Source organism: Acinetobacter septicus (genome assembly GCF_019355975.1).
Classification (GTDB): Bacteria; Pseudomonadota; Gammaproteobacteria; order Pseudomonadales; family Moraxellaceae; genus Acinetobacter; species Acinetobacter ursingii.
The window spans coordinates 2,185,702-2,209,350 of the sequence record NZ_CP079898.1 but is presented as its reverse complement, the minus strand read 5'-3'; the positions used below and the strand labels follow the sequence as shown (position 1 = coordinate 2,209,350).

At 41.4% G+C, this 23,649-nt stretch carries 23 protein-coding genes; 10 read left to right on the top strand and 13 right to left on the bottom strand.

Annotation, left to right across the window (positions count from 1 at the left end; genetic code table 11):
• Positions 1-148 precede the first annotated feature (148 nt).
• On the top strand, positions 149-277 hold the full coding sequence (locus tag I6L31_RS18460; protein ID WP_262442667.1) for a hypothetical protein: 129 nt from the start codon (positions 149-151) through the stop codon (positions 275-277).
• 45 nt (positions 278-322) lie between these two features.
• Here the strand turns inward: I6L31_RS18460 and purC are convergent, their stop codons facing one another.
• The 3 genes from purC to dapA are packed head-to-tail and all read right to left on the bottom strand — an operon-like array spanning position 323 to position 2,597.
• Positions 323-1,042, bottom strand: a complete 720-nt coding sequence (purC, locus tag I6L31_RS10570; protein WP_004986080.1) for a phosphoribosylaminoimidazolesuccinocarboxamide synthase — start codon at positions 1,040-1,042, stop codon at positions 323-325.
• Between the two features lie 40 nt (positions 1,043-1,082).
• Positions 1,083-1,688: a hypothetical protein gene (locus I6L31_RS10565; RefSeq protein WP_004986078.1), complete on the bottom strand. Its 606-nt coding sequence runs from the start codon at positions 1,686-1,688 to the stop codon at positions 1,083-1,085.
• 9 nt (positions 1,689-1,697) lie between these two features.
• Positions 1,698-2,597 (bottom strand): 4-hydroxy-tetrahydrodipicolinate synthase, encoded by a 900-nt coding sequence (dapA, locus tag I6L31_RS10560; protein ID WP_004986075.1) that lies wholly within the window; start codon positions 2,595-2,597, stop codon positions 1,698-1,700.
• Between the two features lie 347 nt (positions 2,598-2,944).
• Here dapA and pncA point away from each other — a divergent pair, with 347 nt between their 5' ends.
• Both pncA and I6L31_RS10550 read left to right on the top strand, forming a co-directional pair.
• Complete coding sequence (pncA, locus tag I6L31_RS10555; protein ID WP_004986074.1) at positions 2,945-3,577, top strand: bifunctional nicotinamidase/pyrazinamidase; 633 nt, start codon at positions 2,945-2,947, stop codon at positions 3,575-3,577.
• Between the two features lie 40 nt (positions 3,578-3,617).
• Positions 3,618-4,562, top strand: coding sequence for a bile acid:sodium symporter family protein (locus I6L31_RS10550; protein WP_005005521.1), 945 nt, complete (start codon positions 3,618-3,620; stop codon positions 4,560-4,562).
• A gap of 128 nt (positions 4,563-4,690) precedes the next feature.
• Here I6L31_RS10550 and I6L31_RS10545 read toward each other — a convergent pair whose 3' ends face one another.
• Entirely contained in the window at positions 4,691-4,978 is a 288-nt protein-coding gene (locus I6L31_RS10545) for a GNAT family N-acetyltransferase (RefSeq protein ID WP_005005522.1), read from the bottom strand.
• A gap of 772 nt (positions 4,979-5,750) precedes the next feature.
• Between I6L31_RS10545 and I6L31_RS10540 the strand changes: the two genes are divergently transcribed.
• From I6L31_RS10540 to I6L31_RS10510, 7 genes are all read left to right on the top strand, one after another.
• The gene (locus tag I6L31_RS10540; RefSeq protein WP_005005524.1) at positions 5,751-6,293 is read left to right on the top strand and encodes a fimbrial protein; all 543 of its coding nucleotides are present in this window, start codon (positions 5,751-5,753) and stop codon (positions 6,291-6,293) included.
• Between the two features lie 490 nt (positions 6,294-6,783).
• Complete coding sequence (locus I6L31_RS10535; protein WP_004986070.1) at positions 6,784-7,326, top strand: fimbrial protein; 543 nt, start codon at positions 6,784-6,786, stop codon at positions 7,324-7,326.
• 84 nt (positions 7,327-7,410) lie between these two features.
• Positions 7,411-8,151: a fimbrial biogenesis chaperone gene (locus I6L31_RS10530; RefSeq protein ID WP_005005526.1), complete on the top strand. Its 741-nt coding sequence runs from the start codon at positions 7,411-7,413 to the stop codon at positions 8,149-8,151.
• 13 nt (positions 8,152-8,164) lie between these two features.
• Positions 8,165-10,780: a fimbria/pilus outer membrane usher protein gene (locus tag I6L31_RS10525; protein WP_005005529.1), complete on the top strand. Its 2,616-nt coding sequence runs from the start codon at positions 8,165-8,167 to the stop codon at positions 10,778-10,780.
• Positions 10,777-12,057: a fimbrial protein gene (locus I6L31_RS10520; protein WP_004986060.1), complete on the top strand. Its 1,281-nt coding sequence runs from the start codon at positions 10,777-10,779 to the stop codon at positions 12,055-12,057. Before I6L31_RS10525 ends, I6L31_RS10520 begins: the two co-directional genes overlap by 4 nt.
• Positions 12,057-12,800, top strand: a complete 744-nt coding sequence (locus I6L31_RS10515) for a fimbrial biogenesis chaperone (protein ID WP_005005531.1) — start codon at positions 12,057-12,059, stop codon at positions 12,798-12,800. Before I6L31_RS10520 ends, I6L31_RS10515 begins: the two co-directional genes overlap by 1 nt.
• A 74-nt stretch (positions 12,801-12,874) precedes the next feature.
• Positions 12,875-13,918, top strand: a complete 1,044-nt coding sequence (locus tag I6L31_RS10510) for an AraC family transcriptional regulator (protein ID WP_005005533.1) — start codon at positions 12,875-12,877, stop codon at positions 13,916-13,918.
• On the opposite strand, the gene I6L31_RS10505 is transcribed toward I6L31_RS10510, so the two are convergent.
• The 9 genes from I6L31_RS10505 to I6L31_RS10465 all read right to left on the bottom strand — a co-directional run bounded on the left by I6L31_RS10505 (position 13,919) and on the right by I6L31_RS10465 (position 23,591).
• Positions 13,919-14,965 (bottom strand): AraC family transcriptional regulator, encoded by a 1,047-nt coding sequence (locus I6L31_RS10505; RefSeq protein ID WP_005005535.1) that lies wholly within the window; start codon positions 14,963-14,965, stop codon positions 13,919-13,921.
• A 308-nt stretch (positions 14,966-15,273) separates the two neighbouring features.
• On the bottom strand, positions 15,274-17,112 hold the full coding sequence (gene glmS, locus I6L31_RS10500; protein WP_005005537.1) for a glutamine--fructose-6-phosphate transaminase (isomerizing): 1,839 nt from the start codon (positions 17,110-17,112) through the stop codon (positions 15,274-15,276).
• A 12-nt stretch (positions 17,113-17,124) separates the two neighbouring features.
• Positions 17,125-18,489, bottom strand: coding sequence for a bifunctional UDP-N-acetylglucosamine diphosphorylase/glucosamine-1-phosphate N-acetyltransferase GlmU (gene glmU / locus I6L31_RS10495; protein ID WP_005005538.1), 1,365 nt, complete (start codon positions 18,487-18,489; stop codon positions 17,125-17,127).
• An 11-nt stretch (positions 18,490-18,500) separates the two neighbouring features.
• A complete protein-coding gene (locus tag I6L31_RS10490; RefSeq protein ID WP_005005543.1) occupies positions 18,501-19,025 on the bottom strand; it encodes a phosphatidylglycerophosphatase A family protein in 525 nt (174 codons plus the stop codon).
• Positions 19,003-19,920, bottom strand: coding sequence for a thiamine-phosphate kinase (gene thiL / locus I6L31_RS10485; RefSeq protein ID WP_004986037.1), 918 nt, complete (start codon positions 19,918-19,920; stop codon positions 19,003-19,005). Before thiL ends, I6L31_RS10490 begins: the two co-directional genes overlap by 23 nt.
• A gap of 14 nt (positions 19,921-19,934) precedes the next feature.
• Complete coding sequence (nusB, locus tag I6L31_RS10480; protein ID WP_004986036.1) at positions 19,935-20,384, bottom strand: transcription antitermination factor NusB; 450 nt, start codon at positions 20,382-20,384, stop codon at positions 19,935-19,937.
• 3 nt (positions 20,385-20,387) lie between these two features.
• On the bottom strand, positions 20,388-20,858 hold the full coding sequence (ribH, locus tag I6L31_RS10475; protein ID WP_004986034.1) for a 6,7-dimethyl-8-ribityllumazine synthase: 471 nt from the start codon (positions 20,856-20,858) through the stop codon (positions 20,388-20,390).
• Positions 20,859-20,869: 11 nt separating this feature from the next.
• Positions 20,870-21,991, bottom strand: a complete 1,122-nt coding sequence (gene ribBA / locus I6L31_RS10470; RefSeq protein ID WP_004986032.1) for a bifunctional 3,4-dihydroxy-2-butanone-4-phosphate synthase/GTP cyclohydrolase II — start codon at positions 21,989-21,991, stop codon at positions 20,870-20,872.
• A 289-nt stretch (positions 21,992-22,280) separates the two neighbouring features.
• Entirely contained in the window at positions 22,281-23,591 is a 1,311-nt protein-coding gene (locus I6L31_RS10465) for a hypothetical protein (protein ID WP_104794652.1), read from the bottom strand.
• Positions 23,592-23,649: the final 58 nt, after the last annotated feature.

Below are 23,649 nucleotides of genomic sequence, written 5' to 3'. Positions count from 1 at the left end.
TATGTATTTTTTTATAATCAGCCTAAATATGTGATGCTTAATGATTTGCTATCCGCTCTTGATTTTTTGTCAGTAAATTGGCGCATATTTTGAGCTAGACCATATTTTGAATACAATACAGACAGATACAACCAAATAGTTAAAACCGATGAGCAATAAAATTCTCTGTAGTATCAGTCATGCAGAAGGCGGGTCGGATTTGGAACAGTATGAACTTCGCCCATCCAGACCAGATGTGATCGAAGGTATGGCTCAAGATATTAATTTGACAAAATAAAAAACGAGCCAGATGACGGACTCGTTTTTGATCAAACAAGCGGATTTAGATATTGTCTAAATCGATACCTAAACGCGCAGCAACTTCTTCATACGCTTCAACCACACCGCCCAAACCTTGACGGAAGCGGTCTTTATCCAGTTTTTTCTTGGTATCTTTATCCCACAAACGGCAACCATCTGGAGAGAACTCATCACCAAGCACAATACGGTCATGGAACACGCCGAATTCAAGTTTGAAATCGACCAGAATCATATCGCCTGCATCAAATAATGCTTTTAATACATCATTGACTTTGTAGGTCAATTCTTTCATTTTTTCAAGTTGTTCAGCGGTCGCCCAGCCCAGTGCAATTGCCTGAGATTCATTCACCATTGGGTCGCCTAGACCATCATCTTTATAAAACAACTCAAAGGTCGGCGGAGTCAATTGCTTGCCTTCTTCAACACCGAGACGACGGCAAAGTGAACCAGCAGCAAAGTTACGGATCACACATTCCACAGGAATCATATTGAGTTTTTTCACTAACACTTCGTTTGGTGTCAGCAATTTCTCAAAATGTGTTTCGATGCCAGCTTCAGCCAGTTTTTCCATGATAAAGGCGTTAAAACGGTTGTTGACCTTGCCTTTACGATCCAGTTGTTCGATTTTTTCGCCATTAAATGCTGAAGCATCATCACGAAAGACTAAAATCAAATGGTCTGCATCATCTGTTTCATAAACAGATTTGGCTTTACCAGTATAGAGCAAGGTTTGTTTTAACATTGGGGGAACCTTTTTCAAGAAAAAATTGCCTAGAGAATGCCTAGGCTGGCCAATTTTGATAAATCTGATTGAGCACTTCAGTGGCTTTAGCAGGATCGGCAAAGCTATTGTCTGGATTAAATAATGCCAGATTGTGAGTATTGCCCACACCTGTCAATTTCAACACATAACTTTGTTCGCCAACTTTGATCGTTGCTTCATAACCTGCTTTATTTTCACCCAAAACTTTGTAGTTCAGGCTACTGAGTGTCGCTACGGTATATTGCCAGATGTCTGCGGTTGGCCCACTAATTTGTAATAGTGGGTTTTTATTGCCATCGACAACAAGCTGTGGACGTCCCATTGCCGTAGTACCTTCTGCACTGCTTTCAGCGGCAGTATTTGCTTGAAGGGATTCTGGACGAGGTAGTGCAAATCGTGTTCCCTGCTTATTTTCAAGCTTAGGGGCATTTTCAATTGCAAGCTGATCCACAGTCGGGGCAGGATACAGTGGCGTAAATGGGCGCACAGTTGCATCTGTCGGGAACTGGAGTGGAGCGAGTGTAGTGGTATTCTTATAATCTAAAGAATGATTATTAAAACTACTACAGCCTACTAAACCCATAGCGGCAATAGCAAAAGTTAGTCCAAGTCGTAACTGCATCATAATCTGCTCTTATTGAATAATTCCCGCTGCTTTCAGGGCATTACGGAGTGGTTCGCGATATTGCTGTGCAAGAGGAGTCAAAGGCAGACGAATACCTGTACCAATGAGCCCCATTTCATGTACCGCCCATTTCACAGGAATTGGGTTCGATTCGCAAAATAGATTATTGTGTACATTTGCAACTTTATTGTTAATCGCTTCAGCTTCTGCTGCGTCGCCATGATTGACTGCGGAGGCACAGAGTTCGCTCATAATTTTTGGCGCAACATTGGCAGTCACAGAAATATTGCCTTTTGCACCAGCCAACATGAGTTGCCATGCCGTTTCGTCGTCGCCTGAATAGACTGCAATTTTACCGTCTAAGGCTTTGATTAATTCGCTTCCACGCGCAATATCACCTGTCGCATCTTTGACACCCACGATATTGGCAATATCAGCAAGACGCACCACAGTTTCGTTGAGCATGTCGACGCCTGTACGACCTGGGACATTGTAAAGAATCTGTGGTAGCTCAACGGCTTCAGCAATTGCTTTAAAATGCTGGAATAAACCTTCCTGAGTCGGTTTGTTATAATATGGAGTGACAAGTAAAGCGGCATCAGCCCCAAGCTCTTTGGCTGCTTGAGTCAGTTCAATCGCTTCACGGGTTGAGTTTGCACCTGTTCCCGCAATAATGGGAATGCGTTTATTGGCCACACGAATGATTTCTTTGATCACTTGCGTGTGTTCTTCCATGCTTAATGTCGATGGTTCGCCCGTAGTACCTACAGCAACAATACCATTGGTTCCCTGATGAATATGCCACTCAACCAGCTTTTCGAGGCTCTTCCAATCTACGCTACCATCTTCAAACATTGGGGTGACGAGTGCGACAATTGAGCCTTGAATGGTCTGTGCTTGCTGAGTCATTTTAAAAAAATATCCTATTGTGCCATCCATTGAGATAAAGAACGAAAGATGGATGGTTTTGCAGTCTTTTGATTTAGCGTCTCAACAAAAAAGTGATTTCTGTTGAATGACTATTATGCAAATTATGACTGATCAGACGCATAAGAACAATATGCTTTAGTCAAAGCAGTCAAAACTTTATCTACTAGACACACATTTAAGCCATATATGCGAGATCATTATGCGGTTTTGCCAATCATAAAAGTCGAATACGTGATGCAATGAACGCTTTATTTTAGTCACAGAGTTCTTATAAGATGCTGACAACCCCAGCATTCATGATGCTGTTTGATAGAAGGAGTAAAGCAATGAAACAGGGAAAAAATAGTGCTTTGATTGTGGTTGATGTTCAAAATGGTTTTACCCCCGGTGGACATTTGGCAGTGGCACATGCCGATCAGATTATTCCTTGTATTAATCGTTTGGCTCAAGTTTTTGACAATGTCATTTTGACTCAGGACTGGCATCCTGCTGATCATATTTCTTTTGCTGAGAACCATACAGGTAAACAGCCGTTTGATCATATTGAATTGCCTTATGGAACGCAGGTACTTTGGCCTTCGCATTGTGTACAAGGAACACATGATGCCGAATTACATCCTGATCTGGATATTCCGTCGGCACAGTTGATTATCCGTAAAGGATTTCATGCAGATATTGATAGTTATTCGGCATTTATGGAAGCAGATCGAGTGACTTCTACAGGACTTGCTGGATATTTAAAAGAGCGTGGCATTGATACGGTTTATATCACAGGTATTGCAACCGATTTTTGTGTGGCATGGACAGCTATGGATGCTAAACAAGCAGGATTTGAAAGTTATGTGGTGGTCGATGCCTGTAAAGCCATTGATTTAAATGGTTCATTGCAGCAGGCGTGGCAGCAGATGTTAAGTTGCGGCGTTAAACGAATGACCTCATCGCAGTTATTGGGCAATTAATCATTTCGACGTATATTCGATAAAAAATCAGGATATTGCTATGCCATTATTATTGCGACTGACACAGTTGATGCAAAAGACTTTTGCACTTTGGGTCATTGTATTTTCAGCGATCTCGTTGTGGCAACCTAGCTATTTTGTCTGGCTCACGGCTTATATTCCGTGGATACTTGGCATTATTATGCTGGGTATGGGCATGACGATTAGCATCGCTGATTTTCGCGCTGTACTTCAATATCCAAGAGCCGTATTAATTGGTGTGGTGGCTCATTTTGTGGTGATGCCAAGTCTTGCCTTTATCTTATGTCAGCTCTTTCAACTTCCGCCAGAAATTGCCATTGGTGTAATTTTAGTCGGTTGTTGTCCGGGTGGAACCGCTTCCAATGTCATTACTTATATGGCCAAAGGCAATACTGCGCTTTCGGTGGCTTGTACGTCAGTATCGACTTTATTGGCACCGATTTTAACGCCGTCGATCTTTTATCTGTTAGCCAGTCAATGGATTCATATCAATGTCAGTTCGATGTTTATTTCGATCTTACAGGTGGTGATTGTGCCGATTATTTTAGGCATTATCATCCGTCATTATTTTGCTCGACAAGTGGATGCTTATATTCGAGTCATGCCTTTGGTTTCAGTCGTTGCGATTGTACTGATTGTGGCGGCGATTATTGGTGCGAGTAAGGCCTCAATCTTACAATCTGGACTATTAATACTCGCTGTCGTAATGCTCCATAACGGCTTGGGTTTCTTGATCGGTTATTGGGCAAGTCGCTGGCTAAAACTTTCACATTATGACAGTAAAGCCATTTCCATCGAGGTCGGTATGCAAAATTCGGGTTTAGGCGTGGCTTTGGCTGCTGTACATTTTGCAGCTTCTCCAATTACCGCTGTACCGAGTGCTATTTTTAGCTTATGGCACAATATTTCGGGTGCTGCGCTAGCGACGTATTGGGCGCGACAAGAAGATCAGAAACTCAAATAATTTCAGCACTTAGATGGAGACTCTGAAGTAGTGCGTCTATCTCACCGCATTGAACTATTGATTGAAGCTGAATTCATGAACAGGTCAGTTGGAGGCATCAAGCAAAGGATGCCTTCACTATAAAAAACTTAAGCGTCTCTGAGTACATCGCGAATCGATGGATCTTTATCAAAGACTGATTTTGCATATGGACATAAAGGAATGATTTTAATCTGATTGTTTCGGGCAAAATCGACCACAGCATCTAAAAGCTTACGACCTACACCTTGCCCACGATAGTCATCTGCGACATCGGTATGATCAATAATAAATAGTTTTTCACCTGCCCATGTATAGACCATTTCGCCTGCAAGCTTGTCATGATTATACATTTCAAATGCGCCATGCTTACCATCATCTTTTTGTTGAATATTCAAAGTAAGGCTCCTGAGATCTTAGAAATATAAAAAGGAATTAAACCCACACTTTGATTGTGTCAGCATTTCAACTAAAAGTGAGTTGGATTTTGTTATAGTCAGCATCTTTATTAACACAAATCCACTGATTTTTTATGCAGAAATTCTTTTTAAAAGGCAAAAAAAAGACCTATATACCAATTATCGGTATATAGGCTTAAAAAGTAGCATTTGATTAAGGGTTTAGGACAAATGCTACTGGCGGTTACGAAACACAAAGATGGAGGTCTTTAGGTTTCAGGATCATTTTAAGAAGAATAACCAAGTGTTTCTTGCCAAAAAAAACAGTGATTTTTACCATTTTAAACAGCACAGGGTTTGGGGAATAATAAACAAAAAAATTTAGGTATATAAAACAAGGGAATAGATAAATTTATTGGTTTTTAAAAAATTTAAAATAAATATCGTGCTTAGATTTTTTTGTTTAGATGAGCTAAATAAAGCCAGACTAAAACAGTCGGTATTTTATCGCCTTTAAATCAATTAGCATAAGTACAAGTATGACTCGATAATAGATAGAAAGAAGATTTATAAAATTTTGAATATTCTATTTTTAAAGAAAAAAATCTTAAATCAGTTAGAACTTCTGTGTGTAATGAAAAATTTTTATGCAGGAATTGCTAAGAAATACTAAACAAAATAAATGACAATACATTTGAAAGAAAAGGTGATCCGACTCACATTTCTAGCATTTTTGTCTAAGTCGGGTAATTTTGAGATTGAGGTGAAAATCATGAAATTTAAAACCAACCTAGTGGCAATAATGGCAGTCGGATGCATGCTTCCAGTTTTAGCTAATGCTGCTCCAACTGTGACTTTTCAGGGTGAAGTTTCAACCCAGACCTGTAAAGCTGAGGTGAATGGTCAGGAAAATGCGACCGTATTATTACCAACTGTTCCAGAATCTAGCTTGGCTTCTGCTGGAACAACAGCAGGTTTAACTCCATTTACCATCTCGATTAAAGACTGTGCAACAGCAGGTGCAGATACGCAAATTGGAACTAAATTCTTGGGTCAGTCCGTGACGGCTGCTGGTAACCTGGGCAATGTGGCTGCGGCTAATCCAGCGGGTAATGTTGCGATTCAATTGACTACTGATGCTGCGGGTACAACTCCAGTGACTTTAAATGGTGTAACCACAGTGGCAGGTTTAGAGCTTAAAACAGGGCAAACCTCTGCAAGCCATCAATTCGGTGCGCAGTATATTACTGAAGGTGGTGCGGCTTCGGCTGGTGCAGTAACAGCGGTTGTTGAATATACCCTTAGCTATCAATAATCAAGTGATCTGTGGCATCTACTACCATTTTGGTAGTAGATGTTTTTAAAATTTGAAAAGATGCAAAGTTCAACAGGATTTCTCAAAACACAGTATAAAAAATTTGAAGTTTCATTTATTTTATAAAAATTAAAATCAGTTTTTACTCATTTACTTGTTAGAAAAAATAATTAAATCTTTCATTTTTATTTGATCTTACTCATCAAACTGAAATATACAATTCAAACCTTTATAACACATTATAAAATATAGAGAAAAAACGATAAATATAAATATGTATGATTTAAAAGGACTTATCAAAATTTATTTTTAAAATTAAAGCCATATTTTTTATAAGACTTTTGCATGTAATGAAAACTTTTTATGCAGAAATTGCTAAGAAAAGCTACATAAAATAATTAACAATAGAATAGTTGGAAAAAAGGTGATTTATCTCACATTTCCAACATGTTTATCCAAGTCAGGTGATTTTGATATTGAGGAGATGATGATGAAATTGACTAAAAGTATTATGCTGATGTTAGCGGCTGGACTCATGCTTCCAGCGTTGGCAAATGCTGCTCCAACCATCACCTTTGAAGGTGAAGTATCTGCTCAAACTTGTGAAGCGGAAGTGAATGGTCAAGAAAATGCCACCGTATTATTGCCAACTGTTCCAGAGTCTAGTTTGGCATCTGCTGGTGCAAAAGCAGGCTTGACTCCATTTACGATAGCTGTTAAAGGTTGTGCAACAGCTGGTGTAGATACTCAAATAGGCACTAAATTTTTAGGTCATTCAGTCACGGCTGGTGGTAACCTAGGCAATGTGGCTGTGACTAGTCCAGCGGGTAACGTTGCCATTCAGTTGACTTCTGATGCTGCGGGTACAACTCCAGTGATTTTAAATGGTGTAACCACAGTGGCGGGTTTAGAGCTTAAGGCGAGTGAGACCACAGCGAATCATCAGTTTGGTGCGCAATATATTGCTGAAGGCGGAGCTGCAACAGCTGGAGCAGTAACAGCGGTTGTTGAATATACGCTAAGCTACCAATAATAGAATAATCATAAGTCCTGATTTGCCATGCAAATGGCAGATCGGGCAATAACAATAATATCAGAATAGGTGGTGGAGGGTGGTATGGTCAATATATCTGGTCACATGTCGAAAATCGGTTTGATCGTCATGAGTTCATTGATGTTGAACACGTCATTTGCTGGTGTGGTCTTAACAGGAACTCGTGTGATTTTGGCCGATGGTCAAAATGAAAAAACTATTCATTTACAAAATGTCGATAGTGTACCTGCTTTGGTACAGATCTGGCTTGATGATGGCGACGAAAATTCAACACTTGAAACAAGTAAAGCCCCGTTTGTCGTTAGCCCACAAATTTTCCGTATGGAACCCAATGTGGGTCAAACAGTTCGTGTACGTTTTACTGGTGCGGATCAGGTTGCTCAAGATAAAGAGTCTTTGTATTACCTAAATTTTGTGCAATATCCTGCTTCAAAAAAACAGGAAATGGACAATAACCGTTTGATGGTAGTCTTCAAAAATCGGATTAAAGTGTTTTATCGGCCTAAAAATTTAGTAGGAAATTCAGCACAGACCATTGAAAAACTTAGATTTAAATTTAATTCGCAAAGTAAACAGTTGAGTGTTACTAACCCGACTGCATATTTTGCCAATGTACAAGAAGTCCGTTTACTGACTTCTCAAAATCAGCTCGTGGTAAATCGTAATCAGATCATTGCCCCCAATAGCACAGTAAATTGGGCAGCCAATATTTCTGAAGCAACTGCAAAAGCAGCCAAAGTTAAAGTCACTCTGGTTAATGATTATGGTGCAACCGTCATTCATGAAACATCTCTAAGTCCCTAAAGAGGGGAGACTGATGTACGCTGACTATTTTAAACCTTGCTTAATTTTGTCTATGTGTGTGGTCGGAAGTGCGGTCATGGCACAGCTCTATGCTGCTGAACCTGAAACCGATGAGGTTTCATCGAGTGATGATTATGTCTTTGATAGTGCGTTATTTCGTGGTCAATCCGTTAATCAGTCAGGTTTGATGCAACGTTTGAGTCAAAAGCAAAGTGTTTTGGCTGGGCAGTATAAAGTCGATGTATATGTGAATGGCCATTTTGTTGAACGTATGCAGCTTGAGTTTAAAGATGATTCCAGCGATGTACAGCCTTGTTTTCAGCCTGAAATGCTCAAAAGTATTGGGTTACTGGATTCATATGTTCAGACCGCTAGCCAACTGAGTGCGCAACAACAATGCTTTTTTTTATCGCAACAGGTCAAAGGTAGTCAACTTTATCTGGACTTTAGCAATTTGCGTCTTAATCTGACTATTCCACAAAGTGAATTACGTTATGTGCCAAGAGGCTATGTAAATCCGAAAGAATGGAATGCGGGCAGCAGCATTGGCTTTATAAATTATATTGCCAATTATTACTATAACTCCTATGAAACTGATGTGGGACGACTCAATCAGGATGCAGCCTATTTGTCAGTGACGGGTGGAGTCAATTTTGGTAAGTGGCAATATCGACAACAATCTAGTCTGAGCTATAACAAAGGACAGGGAACAGACTGGAATAACATTCGTAGCTATGTGATGCGGGCATTACCCGCAATTCGTGGTCAAGCCACTATTGGTCAAGTTTATACATCAGGTCAATTTTTCTCAGGTTTAAGTTTTAATGGGATCAATATTGCCTCAGATGATCGTATGTTACCCGAATCCATACGTGGTTATGCTCCGATGATTCAAGGCGTTGCCAGAACCAACGCGAAAGTTTCTGTACAGCAAAATGGTCGAGAAATTTATCAAACTTCTGTGGCACCCGGCGCGTTTAAAATTACAGATTTATATCCGACCAATTACAATGGCGACTTGACCGTTTTGGTCTATGAGGCAGATGGAACGATTAGTCAATTTAGAGTGCCATTTTCAGCCGTTCCTGAGTCATTACGTGCAGGTTCTTATCGTTATAATTTTGATTTGGGTCGTACGCGCGACATTGGAGAAGACACTTACTTTTCCAATGTAACCTACCAACGAGGCCTGAGTAATGCGATTACCCTGAATACCGGTTTAAGGGTTGCAGATGGTTATCAAGCGATCCTATTGGGTGGAACTTATGCTTCTTTCTTGGGGGCTTTTGGTTCCAACTTGACCTATTCACATGCTGATTTGGATACTTTGGGCAGTACCGATGGCTGGCTTGCAAGCCTAACGTACAGTAAGACGATTCAGCCAACCAATACCAATATTTCATTAGCAGGTTATCGTTATTCTACCGAAGGTTATCGTGATTTAGGCGATGTGATTGGGGTGCGTGATGCCTTGAAAAATGGTGGCACATGGCAATCCTCCAGTTATTTACAACGATCAAGAGTCGAACTGACCCTGAACCAAAGTCTGGGGGATTATGGCATTGTGTTCGTATCAGGCTCTATGCAGGATTATCGTGATGGGCGTGATCGAGATGTTCAGACTCAGATTGGCTATAACAAATCCTTTAAAAATGGCATTTCTATGAACGTGTCTCTTATTCGTCAGGAAAATGCATATTATCAATTTGTAGATCAATCAGGTCAGCAAATCATCTCATCAGACTCTAATCAGAATAATAAAGCGGACACCACACTCAGCCTCTCTGTGAGTCTACCATTGAGTGGAAAAAATAAAAGTCGTTCCCCTTATCTGGATCTTTCTTATTCACATGGTTCACAGCAGTCTGATAATTATCAGGCCATGCTTTCAGGTACTTTGACTCAGGATCAGTCGATTAATTATGCCTTAGGCGTGAGTCGTGATGAAGAGATGAATGCTACCACATGGAATGCTAATTTAAATAAACGCTTCTCTAATTTGACTGCGGGCATGAGTGCATCGACAGGAGAGAATTTTTGGCAAGCATCAGCCAATGCGCAGGGAGCTGTGGCAATTCATAGTGGCGGCATGACTCTAGGTCCATATTTGGGTGAGACTTTTGCTTTGGTTGAAGCTAAAGGTGCTGAAGGGGCGCGTGTCTATAATGGACAAGGGGCAACCATTAATAAGTCAGGCTATGCATTGGTGCCAGCCATCACTGCGTATCAATACAATACAATTGCATTAGATCCGCAAGGGATTTCTGAGCAAGTAGAAATAGAAAGTAGTGAACAGCAAGTCGCACCTTATGCGGGAGCTGCGATTAAAATCAAATTTAAAACCCGTTCAGGTTATCCGTTATTGATACAGGCAAGACTGGACAATGATCAAAAAGAATATGTGCCTTTAGGTGCAGAAGTGGTGGATGAGCAAGGCAATATCATTGGAATGGTGGGTCAAAGTGGGCAGCTTTATGTCCGTGCTGAAAATCGTCAGGGACGCTTGAAAGTGCAATGGGGAGAGCAAAATGATCAACAATGTCATGTTGCTTATCATATTGATGATGAAGCCATCAAGCAACCTTTGATTCGTTTTGAGCAAACTTGTCAAATGGAGCAAGCAAAATGAAAACATTAAAGTTTTGGTTACTTCAAATCCTAATATTCATGATGGGATGCTATACGGTATCTGCTTATGCGAGATGTACGAATGAGTTATCAGGAACAGCGGCTTACGATGGTAATAGTGCCCTTATACAATTTGGTGTGATAAATCTAACCAGCACCTATTTACAGCCCGTTGGAACTCTCTTAGCTCGCACAACCGTTCCTGCTTCTAATTACAAAGGGGGCACTTCTCCATCCTCAGTGGTATGGGAGTGTGATGTTGCAGATTTGCCGAATATTCAATTTTTGGTTGCGACCAATGGTGATGATCGTGTGGGGGGATATTGGGATTTGGGCGCCCAAGATGGAATGCCAAATGTCTATGCAACTTTTTTTCGTTATGTCGGGATTAAACAGACGATGGATGGGGTTGTACTCACTAAATTTTGGCAACCGCTTCCTGTTCGAAACTATGTCACTGTCGGTAATAAAATCCAGATTCGTTTGCAGGATATTCCAATTCTATCCGCTGAGCTATATCGAATTAGCCAGATCCCTAGTGCAGGATTAAATAACTATTGTGGTGCGGGAACCAGTGGAACGATTGCCTCGGGTACCTATACTTGTCTGCAACCAAATGCTTATATCCAGCTCAAAGGTCCAAATTTAAATAGTGATGAAATAGGAGAAAACTCTGAAACCAAATTCGATTTTTGGCCCGCAAATGGAATCGGTTATGGTATGCGCACAGCAACTCTCTACAATGAACCCACTTGCGTAGCACGAAATGCAACGCCGTTAGTGCTGTTTGATACGATGACTGTTGAAACTTTAAATCAGGGGAAATCTACGCAAGCTCAGTTTAATGTCTCGATTGAATGTTCGAATCAGGCTGTGTCTGGTGTAGCAAGTAAGCAAACAGCAATGGGTATACAAGCATCTGAAGGGGCTTATACCGCCGCCCAGAAACTAGGTTTGGTGAATGCGCAAAATGGTGTGAAAGCACTGCTCTCTGATCAATATGGCACCAATGGCATTGCCAAAGGTGTTGGTATTTTTCTACGCAATAGCAGTACTGGCACTGATATGAATTTTGTTGGGCAACCCGGTATATCAGGCAATGGTGCCAATGCAGGTTGGTATCCATTTAAAGACGGTGCAACGGCAAAAGGCTCTACCGAAGCAGGCTATACCCATTATTTGCAAAATTACACTGCGATCTTAAAGAAACTCGATGGTCAAACTGTCGAGGCTGGAAAAGTCCATGCCACGGCCTATGTGTTGGTGAAGGTGCAATAATGAAGTTAAAAGCAATATTTCTCCTCAGCCTAACAGGTCTGCTTACGGCTAATTCAGTCAGTGCAGGTATTCTTGCGGCAAAAACACGACTACTGTTTGAAGAAGGTCAGCGTGAAAGAAGCTTAATGCTTGCCAATGTCAATGATTATCCTGTGATTTTGCAAACATGGGTTGATCAAGGACAGGGGAGTCCAGATCACGCTGAAATTCCATTTATCACTTTGCCGCCTGTTTCTAAAATGGCTGCACGTGGTCTGCAAAGTTTAAGAGTGGTCTATAACGGACAAATACTTCCTAAAGATCGTGAATCAGTCTATTGGCTCAATCTATATGAAATTCCAGCGATTCCACAACCTGATCAGCAAGATGCTTATATTAGTCTGGCGATGAATACTCAGCTCAAGATTTTTTATCGCCCGAAAAGCCTGAAAAAATTTGAACTATCTGACATTGCCAAACAGCTCAATTTCTCCGTGCAAGTCGAGCAAGATCATTGGAAATTAATATGTGATAACCCAACTGCTTATCATGCTTCGATGGTCAATATTCAATTGAGCTATCAAAAACAAATGATTGAGACAAATGCGGAAACAGACATGATGAGCTATCCCAAATCACAACGACAGTATCAGTTCAATGGGACTTTGCCTAAGGCTGATCAGTATCAGCTCAATTTTAGTCTGATTGATGATTTTGGTAACCAACACGATTTTGAAAAAAATATTTCTTTTCTTCAACCTTAATTGTTGAGTGAATCAGCTCCTGTTTTTGACAGGAGTCTCCCTAATTATATTTATAGATATGGTTGAATCCATCCATGCAACGAACTTTCTATCATATTAAATCGGTTAGCAGTAACTTAATGCGTTTACTGGAACTGTTTTGTGATCAACACGATTTGACCCTCCCTGATCGTGTTAAGGATTACGCGCTTAACGAGCGAGTTCCTTTTTCTGAGTGGCTATTTTTGTTAAATTATATTGAACAACAATATCCCGTTCCTGCTTTGGGATTGAAAATCGCAGAACTGGTCAAACCTGAACATTTGGGGATTATGGCTTATATTGGGCTTAGCAGTGACAATCTGACGCAAGCCTTATCCTCATTTTTACAGTTTCAGCGCTTAAGCTATGATTTTATGGATGTTTCGGTCAAATGCCATGATAATGAGCTGATCATTAGTTGGGAATTTGATCCATACTTCAAGGCGGGAGCAGTGGCCGATGAAACCATGATTGCCATATTTTTTAATTTGGTTAATCAATTGATTTATCCAAACAGGATTGCAATAAATCGTATCGAGTTTGTTTCGGCTAGCCCCAAAAATCCACAGCTCTATGAAAGCTATTTTAATTGTCCTGTCGAGTTTAGTCACAACAAGACCAATATGTATTTTCCGTTGAGTAATTTAAATCTGACGGTGCCCAGTGCAGATCCTGTGTTAAATCAGATCTTGATCCAGCAGGCAGACATATTATTACAAGAGTTACCAGAATGTAATTCTTTTGATGAAGTGGTACAACGTGCCATTATCCATGCAGTGCATCAAGGCAAAATTTCTATCGAATATGTGGCACAACAATTGGGTTATACCTCTCGTATGTTCCAATATAAGCTTAAACAACAGGGTTATACTTTTAAGCAACGGTTGAATCAGGTGCGTAAAGAGCTGGCAATTGGATATCTTGCAGATCCGAGTCTAAGTATCCTAGATATTTCACTGTTACTTTCCTATCAGGAACAAACCTCGTTTAATCGCTCATTCAAAAACTGGACGGGCATGAGTCCACTACAATATCGACGGGTAATTTTGGATGAGTTTTTTGAAGAGCAGGATAATCCGTGGAATCTCATGGTTTAGTTACACATGAAAAGCAAATTTGCTCTCTTGTATTTGATGTTCTGCGCGCCATTGCAAAGGACTCATACCTGTCCAAGACTTAAAGGCACGATTAAATGAGGTCTGTTCTCGATAAGCCAGAAGCGCAGAAATTTCATTAATACTTAATGAGTCATCCTCAAGATACTGTAATGCAAGTGTTTTTCTGATCTTATTAAGTTTATCCGAGAAGGTCGTGCCATGAAGTTTAAGTCGGTACTGTAATAAACGAGGAGAAATCCCCATTTGATTAGCAACATATTGAATATCAACTCTATTTTTTTGAATGGCGGCTACAATATTTCGATAGACTAATTCATTAAATGAAATATTTTCAGGGTATTTGGTGAGTAGATAATTGGCATTTTTTTCCAATATGCGTTTCAGCATATGGTCTGAATAGCCCGCATTGACCGTTAAGTCAAGCATCTGGTGTGTATAAGAGACAGTGTTGAGGGAACAATCGAAAATGACAGGACAAGCAAAAAAACGTTCGTGCGCAGAAATTACCGTAGGAGCAGGTGCACTAAACTCCATTCGTTTGGCATGGAACACCTGAGGATAGACTAGGTTATTGATAAAAGTCATCATCATGGCAAAAGCAACATCGTTTGCTAAACGTGCTTCTTTAACAAATTGACCTGCTTGTACAAAGGTAGGGCTTTTCCAAATAAATGAAAATGCGTCAGCCGTATTTTCAATGCAAACTAAAGAAATATGATACCAAATTCGCTGATAGCGTTGAAATAAATGAATAATTTGACCAGAGGTTTCACAATTCATGGCAAGATAAGCCACAATACCGATATCGGCAGGCTCACACAACTTTCCAAGCTCTATCCCCAAATCATCTTTTTTATAATATTGACTTAAATAATTCAGAATTCGATACCACTCTACCAGTGGCAATCGCTCATCCACGTCATATAAACGAGTAATCGGGGACGGTATGGAGTGCAAGTCACAGAATTTTTGCACTAAATTTGTCAGACCACTGCTGACTCCTCTGGTATTTAGTAAAGTATGCACATGATCCTCTGTAATGAAATTATCGTTTTAATCTTATAATCAGTTTTAACGTTTTATTTATTGATTCTATCCTTAATTTTAAAGTACCAGCAATGTGATTAGATCGGATTTTTTTATTGGTATTAAAAAATGAAAGATCGTTTATCCGATAAATCATTTGATTTTTAGATAATTTTATAAAAAAAATCCACACCTCATGCTCCTTAAAGCATAGTTGGTGTGGATTTTTTGAGCAATGCAGTATTACACTTTATTACTCAATACTTATAAAATATTCCAATAATATAAGTATTTGATTTTTATGAATATTATTCAACTGTGACTGATTTTGCTAAATTTCGGGGTTGATCTACATCCGTACCCCTTAGAACTGCGACATGATAAGAAAGCAACTGCACCGGAATACTGTAAATGATCGGGGCGAGCCAAGCATTTACCTTTGGAACATAGACCACGTGCTGACGATCTTTTTCCACAATGCCACTGTTTTCATCCGCGAAGACAAACAGTTCACCACCACGAGCCTGAACTTCTTCCATGTTGGATTTGAGTTTATCCAGCATGTCATCGTTTGGCGCTAAAATTACCACAGGCATTTCATTATCGACCAAAGCCAACGGACCGTGTTTCAGTTCACCCGCAGCATAACCTTCAGCATGGATATAAGAAATTTCCTTGAGCTTTAGTGCCCCTTCCAGTGCAATCGGATAATGTGTCCCGCGGCCCAAGAACAAACAATGCTGTTTTTCAACAAAAAGTTCTGAAAGACGTAAAATCTGAGCATCTTGTTGCAAGGTATTCAACATGACTTTTGGACAATGCCAAAGTTGAGCAGCAATTTCAGCAATCTGTTCACTAGAAATCTGTTGTTTGACTTGACCTACTTTTAAGATCAAGAGCATTAAAGCGGCAAGTTGGGTGGTAAATGCTTTGGTTGAAGCCACACCAATTTCAGGGCCAGCCAATGTCAATAAGTGATGATCTGTTTCACGTACCATTGAAGATGTTGCAACATTACAAATGCTTAAAGTCACAATATCTAAGGCATTGGCTTTGGCGCGTTTCTGGGTTTCACGCAGGGCTGCCAAAGTATCCGCGGTTTCTCCTGACTGAGAAATACATACATATAAAGTATTGGCGACAATCACAGGCGAGCGATAACGGAATTCACTGGCAATCTCGATTTGACAAGGAACGCCAATCAACTGTTCAAACCAGTATTTTGCAATCATGCCTGAGTGATAACTGGTTCCACAGGCAATAATCTGCACGCTTTGGATTTTAGAAAAATCCAGTTCTGCATTTTTCAGGAAGTCTTCACGCAGTGCATTGCTATTTAATGCTTGAGAAATAGTTTGCTGAATCGCATCTGGCTGCTCATAGATTTCTTTGAGCATATAGTGTTTATATTCACCTTTAGACGCATTACTCACCGCGGCATCCAATTCTTTAATCGGACGCTCAATACGTTCACCCTGTGCATAAATATCAATGCTGTCACGGGTCAGACGAGCAATATCACCTTCTTCCAGATAGACAAAACGGTTGGTGACTGGCAAAAGTGCCAATTGGTCTGAGCTGATAAAATTTTCACCAATCCCGACACCGATCACCAGTGGTGAACCTTCACGTACAGTAATCAGTTCATTAGGATGTTGGGTATGTACAATTCCAAGCGCATAGGCGCCTTTAAGTTTTGGCACCACTTGACGTACTGCATCGAGCAGGCTGTCAGTATGTTTTAGCGCATCATTGACCAGATGAGCAACCACTTCAGTATCAGTTTGTGAACTAAAGATATAGCCTTCTGCCTGAAGCTGATCTTTCAATTCCTGATAATTTTCAATAATGCCATTATGAACTACAGCCACATTCCCAGACACATGGGGATGCGCATTATTTTCAGTCGGTTTGCCATGTGTGGCCCAACGGGTATGGGCAATCCCCAGAGAACCGGTCAAATGATGTTCACTCACCGCTTCAGCGAGATTGGCAACTTTACCCACTCGACGCTCGCGTAAAATCTGCTGGTTATTCACCAAGGCAACGCCCGCAGAGTCATAACCACGGTATTCAAGGCGTTTTAGACCTTCAATTAAAATATCGGTAATACTACGTTCAGCAACGCCGCCGACAATACCACACATAGGTTAATCCTCTTATTTCTTCAACTTTTGGGGACGTTGATAGTTTGATTTTTCAATTTGTTCGGCACGTTCAAAAGCCAGCGTATTGTCTGCGACATTACGGGTAATCACAGAACCTGCACCAATCGTGGCACCGTTGCCAATTTTCACAGGCGCGACCAGTGAGCTATTTGAGCCAATAAAGGCAGCATCACCGATCACGGTTTTATGTTTATACACGCCATCATAATTACAGGTAATAGTGCCTGCACCAATATTGGAACCTTCACCAACTTCGGCATCACCCAGATAAGTAAAGTGATTGGCTTTGGAACCTAGCCCAATACGGGTATTTTTGACTTCTACGAAGTTACCAATATGAACTTCGTTGGCCAACACTGCACCCGGACGTAAACGTGCGAAAGGACCAATTTGGGTATTTTCACCCACAATCGCATTTTCAAAGACACTATACGGCTGAACTTTGGTGCCTGCGGCGATTGTGGTGTTTTTGAGAATACATCCTGCACCAATTTCAACACCATCACCGAGTTCACATTGACCTTCAATGATCACATTGATATCAATACGAACATCTTGACCGACTTTGACTGAGCCACGTAAATCAAAGCGTGCAGGGTCAGCAAAAGTGACGCCCTGTTGCATCAGCTCAGTCGCTTGTTGCTGTTGAAACTCACGTTCCAGTGCCGCGAGTTGCAGGCGATCGTTTACGCCCTCAACTTCATAGGCAAGTTGGGGTTGAATGGATGCAATTTCAAGACCATCTGCCACCGCCATTGCCACAATATCAGTCAGGTAATATTCGCCTTGCGCATTCTGATTGGATAGCTTTGGTAACCATTCATGCAGTTTTTGATTGCTGACACAGTAAATCCCGGTGTTAATTTCCTGAATCTGGCGCTGTTCTTCGCTGGCATCTTTATGTTCTACAATCGCCTGAATCAGATTGTTTTGGCGTACAATACGGCCATAACCTGTTGGATTATCAACATTTAAAGTGATCATGCCAATGCCAGAAGGTATAGATACTTCAAGCAATTGTTGCAATGTTTGCTCACGGACTAAAGGCACATCACCATATAGAATCAGGGATATACCGTCTTTTGGCAAAACAGATAAGGTCATTTGTACGGCATGACCTGTACCCAATTGTTCGGCTTGTTCCACCCATTGAATCTGTTCTTGGGCAAATTGTTGTTGTACTCGATCACCGCCGTGACCATAAATCGTAATAATATTACTGGCATTGAGTTTTTTTGCAGTATTAATGACATGACCTAATAAAGGTTGTCCAGCAAGGGGTTGTAATACTTTTGGAAGTTGGGAGCGCATCCGCGTTCCTTTACCTGCTGCAAGAATAATAACGGTCGTTGACATGAATAACCTACTTAACGGCTTAGACCAAACAATAAATAAATGATGATACAGAGCGCAGCCCAAAGCCCTGCGATAATATCGTCCAACATGATACCAAAACCACCCTCTACGCGTCGATCAATCACGCGAATCGGCCACGGTTTCCAGACATCAAACAGGCGAAACAACAAGAAGCTGATGAGTGCCCATTGTATATTCATTAGATTAAAAAAGATTAAAGGCAGAACAGTAATGGATTGACCTGAAAATTCGTCCCAAACGATGCGCCCATCATCATGTACCCCCATCAAATCTGCGGTTTTTCCACAAATATAAATCCCAACCAGACTCATGAGAATGATCACAAAAACAGACGGATAAAAACCGAGCCATATCCAAATCGGAATAAATAACAAAGCAAACGCAGAACCAAAGGTTCCTGGCGCTTTAGGCAGAAGCCCTGAACCAAAGCCAACACCACAAAAGGTAATCAGTCGATCTGACCAACGCATCGTTTGAAAAGGAATGGAGGGTTTAGGCAAAGTGTTGATATCCATGAAATTGAACAGGATGATTTTGACCATCGTGTTCAAATATTAAGTCTGTGGTCTGTGTAATCAGGCCAATCATTGTAATCTTGACATTTAATTGTTGTTGCAAAAGTTTTTCGTAGTTTTGCGGACTTATTGTAAAACAAAGTTCATAGTCATCACCACCCGCCAGTGCATATTGCCATTTTTGTTGATTTGGCAGTGCTTGAACGGCCGGGTCAAGTGGCAATTGATCCAAAAAGATTTTAGCGCCGACATTGGACGCTTTGAGAATGTGATCTAAATCCTGTGCCAAGCCATCTGAAACATCGATCATGCTAGAGGCTAATCCCTTAAGGGTTTGACCGAGTTCACAACGTGGGGTTGGATAGTCTAATCTGGATTGTAACGCTCCACCTAAATGTTGCAAACCGTAGGCTGCATCGCCCACCTGCCCACTCACCACAATATAATCGCCTGCCCGAGCGCCTGAGCGACAAATCGCCTGACCTGATTCAATATAACCGAGTGCTGTGACGGTAATGGTGAGGTGTGCACTTTGCGTGGTATCACCACCAATCAGTGCGACACCAAATCGATCGCAACAATCGAAAAGTCCCTGACTAAAGCCTTGTAGCCAGTCATGGTCGATGTTGGGTAGACTCAATGCTAATAAAATACTATGAGGTTTTGCCCCCATAGCCGCTATGTCAGACAAATTCACCGCCACACTTTTCCAGCCAACGGCATGGGCAGAGGTTTCAAGTGGAAAATGTCGACCTGCAACCAGTGTGTCGGTACAAATCACCAATTGTTGATTGGTAGGAGGGGTCAAAATAGCTGAGTCATCACCGATGCCAATATCGTCCTGTTGCGTAAAGGGACGTGTAAAGTATTGCTCGATAATCGAAAACTCAGCCATGACTTAATAGTAGCTTATTGAGCTTGCTGTTTTTCAGCTTCACGCAGTGTGGAAGCTAAACGATCCAATACACCATTGATGTACTTATGGCTGTCTGCACCACCAAAATGTTTGGCAAGTTCGATGGCTTCATCCAGCACCACGCGGTAAGGAATTTCCAGATGATCGCGCAGTTCATATGCACCTAAACGCAAAGTTGCCAACTCGACACCATCCAGTGCTTTAAGCTCGCGATCCAGTACAGGAATCAGCAAAGTATCCAGATTGTCACGATCTGCAATGACTTGAGTCAACAGCTCATGGTAATAACCAAGATCAACCTTATGCATGGCATTTTCGGCACGAGTACGCGCTTCAATTTCATGTACAGGATTGTGGCTCATTTGCCATTCATAAATACCTTGTACCGCAAAACGACGTGCTTTACGTTTTGCCGCATATACGGCTTGAAGTGTTTGAGACATGCCTTAGATTGCCTTTAACAAATTAACCATTTCAATTGCAGTCAATGCAGCTTCTGAGCCTTTATTGCCTGCTTTTGTACCAGAGCGTTCAATCGCCTGTTCAATGCTATCAGTGGTTAGTACGCCATTGATGACAGGAAGTGTGCTTTCAAGTGCAACCACGCCCAAGCCTTTGGCACATTCACCAGCGACAAAGTCAAAATGTGGTGTGCTGCCACGAATCACTGCGCCTAGTGCAATGATGGCATCAAATTTGTCAGATGCTGCCAGTTTTTTTGCAACAATCGGAAGTTCCCATGCACCTGGTGCATAAGCCACAGTAATATTGTCTTCACTCACACCATGACGTTTTAAGGTGTCAATTGCACCTTCAAGCAAATGCTCAACCACAAAGCTGTTAAAACGACCCACTAAAATCGCGTAACGACCTTCGCTCGCGAGATGTAATAAACCTTCAATTCGGCGAATTGCCATAATAACCTCGATTAATTTTCTATCGTTTGATCAGCAGAAATATATTCTACCACTTCTAAATTAAAGCCTGACAGTGCATTAAAGCGTAAAGGTGAGCTAAGGAGCTTCATTTTCTCTACTCCCAAATCACGTAAAATCTGCGCGCCAACGCCAATAGTTTGATATTGGTGGGATAGTGCTGCATTGGATTTTACGGGTTTTGGCTTATTCATGCTCTCAAGCGCTGGGCCTAAATCCTGTAAATGATCCTGTCCAATCCAGACCAAAACTCCACGTTCAGCCGCAGCGATGGTGCTGAGTGCACGATCTAAATTCCATGCAGGTTCGCCATCTTGCTTATTCAGTTTAAGTAAATCACGGACGGGATTAAAACCATGGACACGAACCGTGGTCACGCCATCTTTAGGTTCACCTTTGACCAAGGCCAAATGAATATCGGGATTGCCAATTTCACGGTAACGATACAGTTCAAATGAACCATATTCGGTTTCAATGGTTTGTTGACCCAAACGTTCAACCGTTTGTTCATTGGTCATGCGGTAGTGAATGAGGTCGGCAATGGTTCCAATCTTTAAACCATGTTTTTCAGCAAACACCTCTAAATCTGGACGACGTGCCATCGTGCCATCTTCATTAATAATTTCACAAATCACAGACGCAGGTTCCAACCCCGCAAGACGAGTCAAGTCGCAGCCCGCTTCCGTATGACCTGCGCGGTGAAGAACTCCACCTGGTTGAGCCATAAGCGGAAAAATATGACCGGGTTGAACAATATCCGCAGGTTTGGCATGCGCAGCAACTGCGGCATGAATGGTATGCGCACGTTCAGCCGCAGAAATCCCCGTGGTAATGCCTTCAGCGGCTTCAATTGACAAGGTAAAATTGGTTGCGTGTTGTGCACCGTTATGATCGACCATCAGCGGTAAATTCAGTTGTTGGCAACGCTCACGACTTAAGGTTAAACACACCAGACCGCGCGCATGGGTAATCATAAAGTTGATATCTTCTGGGCGCACGTGGGTCGCGGCAATGACCAAATCACCTTCATTCTCGCGATCTTCATCATCCATCAAGATGACCATTTTACCCGCACGGATATCCGCGACCAGTTCCTCAACATTACTCAACGGCATGAGCCTTCACCTTTTGATGCTGTCCAAAAGACAGTTACGTTCACAATGTGTTGCATAGTCTACCGTGTTTTGGTCAGAATTGCCTATGCTTCTATCATTTAGTTCTAGGGTTCTCTTTATACACATAAGTGAATTCATTTGAAAAGTATTCTAATTATGAAATAGGCTGGTTTTGCTGATTGTTTAATCAAAGACTTTTCAGATATTCAGATAAAAATATAATTTCAAAGACTTAGCGTTTAAAAATAAAAAACTCCCCAAATTGGGGAGTCTTGCAAAAAAATTGTTCTTAGGCTTCCGATTGTGGGTCTGTCTGATTTTCAATCGATGCTTTGGCTTTTTTACCCATCAAAATTTCTGTACGAATCTGTTGGGCAACTTCTGCGCATTCAGTATTCATGCCATTTTGCATGAAGGCGTGACGGGTCAAAACACTGGATGGATTTGGCATTGCGACTAACTGATAGCATTCACTAATCGCCTTAAGCTGTTCATTATTTAAATGTAAAGCTGACTCTTTGGCATGTAAATGGCTGGTGAGACGTTGCGCTGCCTGTACAGCATCGAGTTGCATGGCAGCCACTGCGGTTGAAGTCGCGGAACGGGTTTGCAAGGCAAAACGCTTGTCTTCACGATAACGCTTATATAGAACATCTGACAATAGCTGGAATACTGAGCCAATCATCAGTAAACATTCAACCGCATGTGCGTCCTGATCTGAAATACTTAAATCTGCACCATTGGCATTAAACTCATGGATGACATTGATACTCGATGGACTGAGTTGATAATGTTTAGCGCACAGTTCAATGCTTTTATTCAGGAAAATCTGGCACAGTTTAAAATAAGGCACAGAAACCGATTGGTTGACACTGTTCAATAATTGTTTAGGGTCATAAAACTGAATATTTAGTGCCAGAGTATGATCGACTTGAGCATCTTGCTCCAATGTTTCACTTACAGCGGTGACTTTTGGTTTGGCTTGTTGTTTAGCTTGTGCAACCAAGGTCACAGTATTTTGTTTTTCAAGCTCAAGGGCTTGGGTGAGTTGTTGAATCTCATGTTTCAGGCGTGATTCGTTATTGATACGTGCCAGATATTCACTGCGGCTTGGGCGGGCAATGGCACGGTAAGCCAGCCACAATAAGCCATGAATCAGAAATGACACCAAGATTGCTAACCATTGGGTTCTTAGAATTTCACCAATACTCGGTTGAATCAGGGTGATTTCAATACTTCCGACTTTCTTTTCATTTTGCAGGGCATCACGCACAAATACTTCGCCCTGACGGGTTTGTGACATACCGCTCGTGGCCAATACCTGTTTGTTTGCATCTAAAATTCGAATCGAGGCAACACTTGGATTGGTTGCATAGCGATTTGCCAGAAGTGCCAGAGAAACCGTGTTGGCTGGTTCCAGTTCGGTCAAACTGTCAGTAACCAGTTGACTGGTTATGAGTTGACCCTGACTGGCACGGTTTTCATTGAGCTGATGCGTCGTTGCAATCACCAGTAAAAAGGTATGCAAAGCAAAACTTACGATTAATAGGCTAGCAAATAGCCCCTGTCTAGGTGCGTTCAACGTAAACTTCCAAGGCAAATAGATTCAAATTCGATTATCATTCTAACAATAGTTGCAGCTCAGACCCGAGTCAATT

What these genes read in the sequence shown, in the direction of transcription:
- purC (WP_004986080.1), bottom strand. Translation starts at nt 1,042, where the DNA reads ATGTTAAAACAAACCTTGCTCTATACTGGTAAAGCCAAATCTGTTTAT.
- ribH (WP_004986034.1), bottom strand. Translation starts at nt 20,858, where the DNA reads ATGGCAATTCGCCGAATTGAAGGTTTATTACATCTCGCGAGCGAAGGT.
- I6L31_RS10535 (WP_004986070.1), top strand. Translation starts at nt 6,784, where the DNA reads ATGAAATTGACTAAAAGTATTATGCTGATGTTAGCGGCTGGACTCATG.
- ribBA (WP_004986032.1), bottom strand. Translation starts at nt 21,991, where the DNA reads ATGCCGTTGAGTAATGTTGAGGAACTGGTCGCGGATATCCGTGCGGGT.
- nusB (WP_004986036.1), bottom strand. Translation starts at nt 20,384, where the DNA reads ATGTCTCAAACACTTCAAGCCGTATATGCGGCAAAACGTAAAGCACGT.
- I6L31_RS10565 (WP_004986078.1), bottom strand. Translation starts at nt 1,688, where the DNA reads ATGATGCAGTTACGACTTGGACTAACTTTTGCTATTGCCGCTATGGGT.
- glmU (WP_005005538.1), bottom strand. Translation starts at nt 18,489, where the DNA reads ATGTCAACGACCGTTATTATTCTTGCAGCAGGTAAAGGAACGCGGATG.
- glmS (WP_005005537.1), bottom strand. Translation starts at nt 17,112, where the DNA reads ATGTGTGGTATTGTCGGCGGCGTTGCTGAACGTAGTATTACCGATATT.
- I6L31_RS18460 (WP_262442667.1), top strand. Translation starts at nt 149, where the DNA reads ATGAGCAATAAAATTCTCTGTAGTATCAGTCATGCAGAAGGCGGGTCG.
- I6L31_RS10510 (WP_005005533.1), top strand. Translation starts at nt 12,875, where the DNA reads ATGCAACGAACTTTCTATCATATTAAATCGGTTAGCAGTAACTTAATG.
- I6L31_RS10550 (WP_005005521.1), top strand. Translation starts at nt 3,618, where the DNA reads ATGCCATTATTATTGCGACTGACACAGTTGATGCAAAAGACTTTTGCA.
- pncA (WP_004986074.1), top strand. Translation starts at nt 2,945, where the DNA reads ATGAAACAGGGAAAAAATAGTGCTTTGATTGTGGTTGATGTTCAAAAT.
- I6L31_RS10540 (WP_005005524.1), top strand. Translation starts at nt 5,751, where the DNA reads ATGAAATTTAAAACCAACCTAGTGGCAATAATGGCAGTCGGATGCATG.
- I6L31_RS10490 (WP_005005543.1), bottom strand. Translation starts at nt 19,025, where the DNA reads ATGGATATCAACACTTTGCCTAAACCCTCCATTCCTTTTCAAACGATG.
- thiL (WP_004986037.1), bottom strand. Translation starts at nt 19,920, where the DNA reads ATGGCTGAGTTTTCGATTATCGAGCAATACTTTACACGTCCCTTTACG.
- I6L31_RS10530 (WP_005005526.1), top strand. Translation starts at nt 7,411, where the DNA reads ATGGTCAATATATCTGGTCACATGTCGAAAATCGGTTTGATCGTCATG.
- I6L31_RS10520 (WP_004986060.1), top strand. Translation starts at nt 10,777, where the DNA reads ATGAAAACATTAAAGTTTTGGTTACTTCAAATCCTAATATTCATGATG.
- I6L31_RS10515 (WP_005005531.1), top strand. Translation starts at nt 12,057, where the DNA reads ATGAAGTTAAAAGCAATATTTCTCCTCAGCCTAACAGGTCTGCTTACG.
- dapA (WP_004986075.1), bottom strand. Translation starts at nt 2,597, where the DNA reads ATGACTCAGCAAGCACAGACCATTCAAGGCTCAATTGTCGCACTCGTC.
- I6L31_RS10525 (WP_005005529.1), top strand. Translation starts at nt 8,165, where the DNA reads ATGTACGCTGACTATTTTAAACCTTGCTTAATTTTGTCTATGTGTGTG.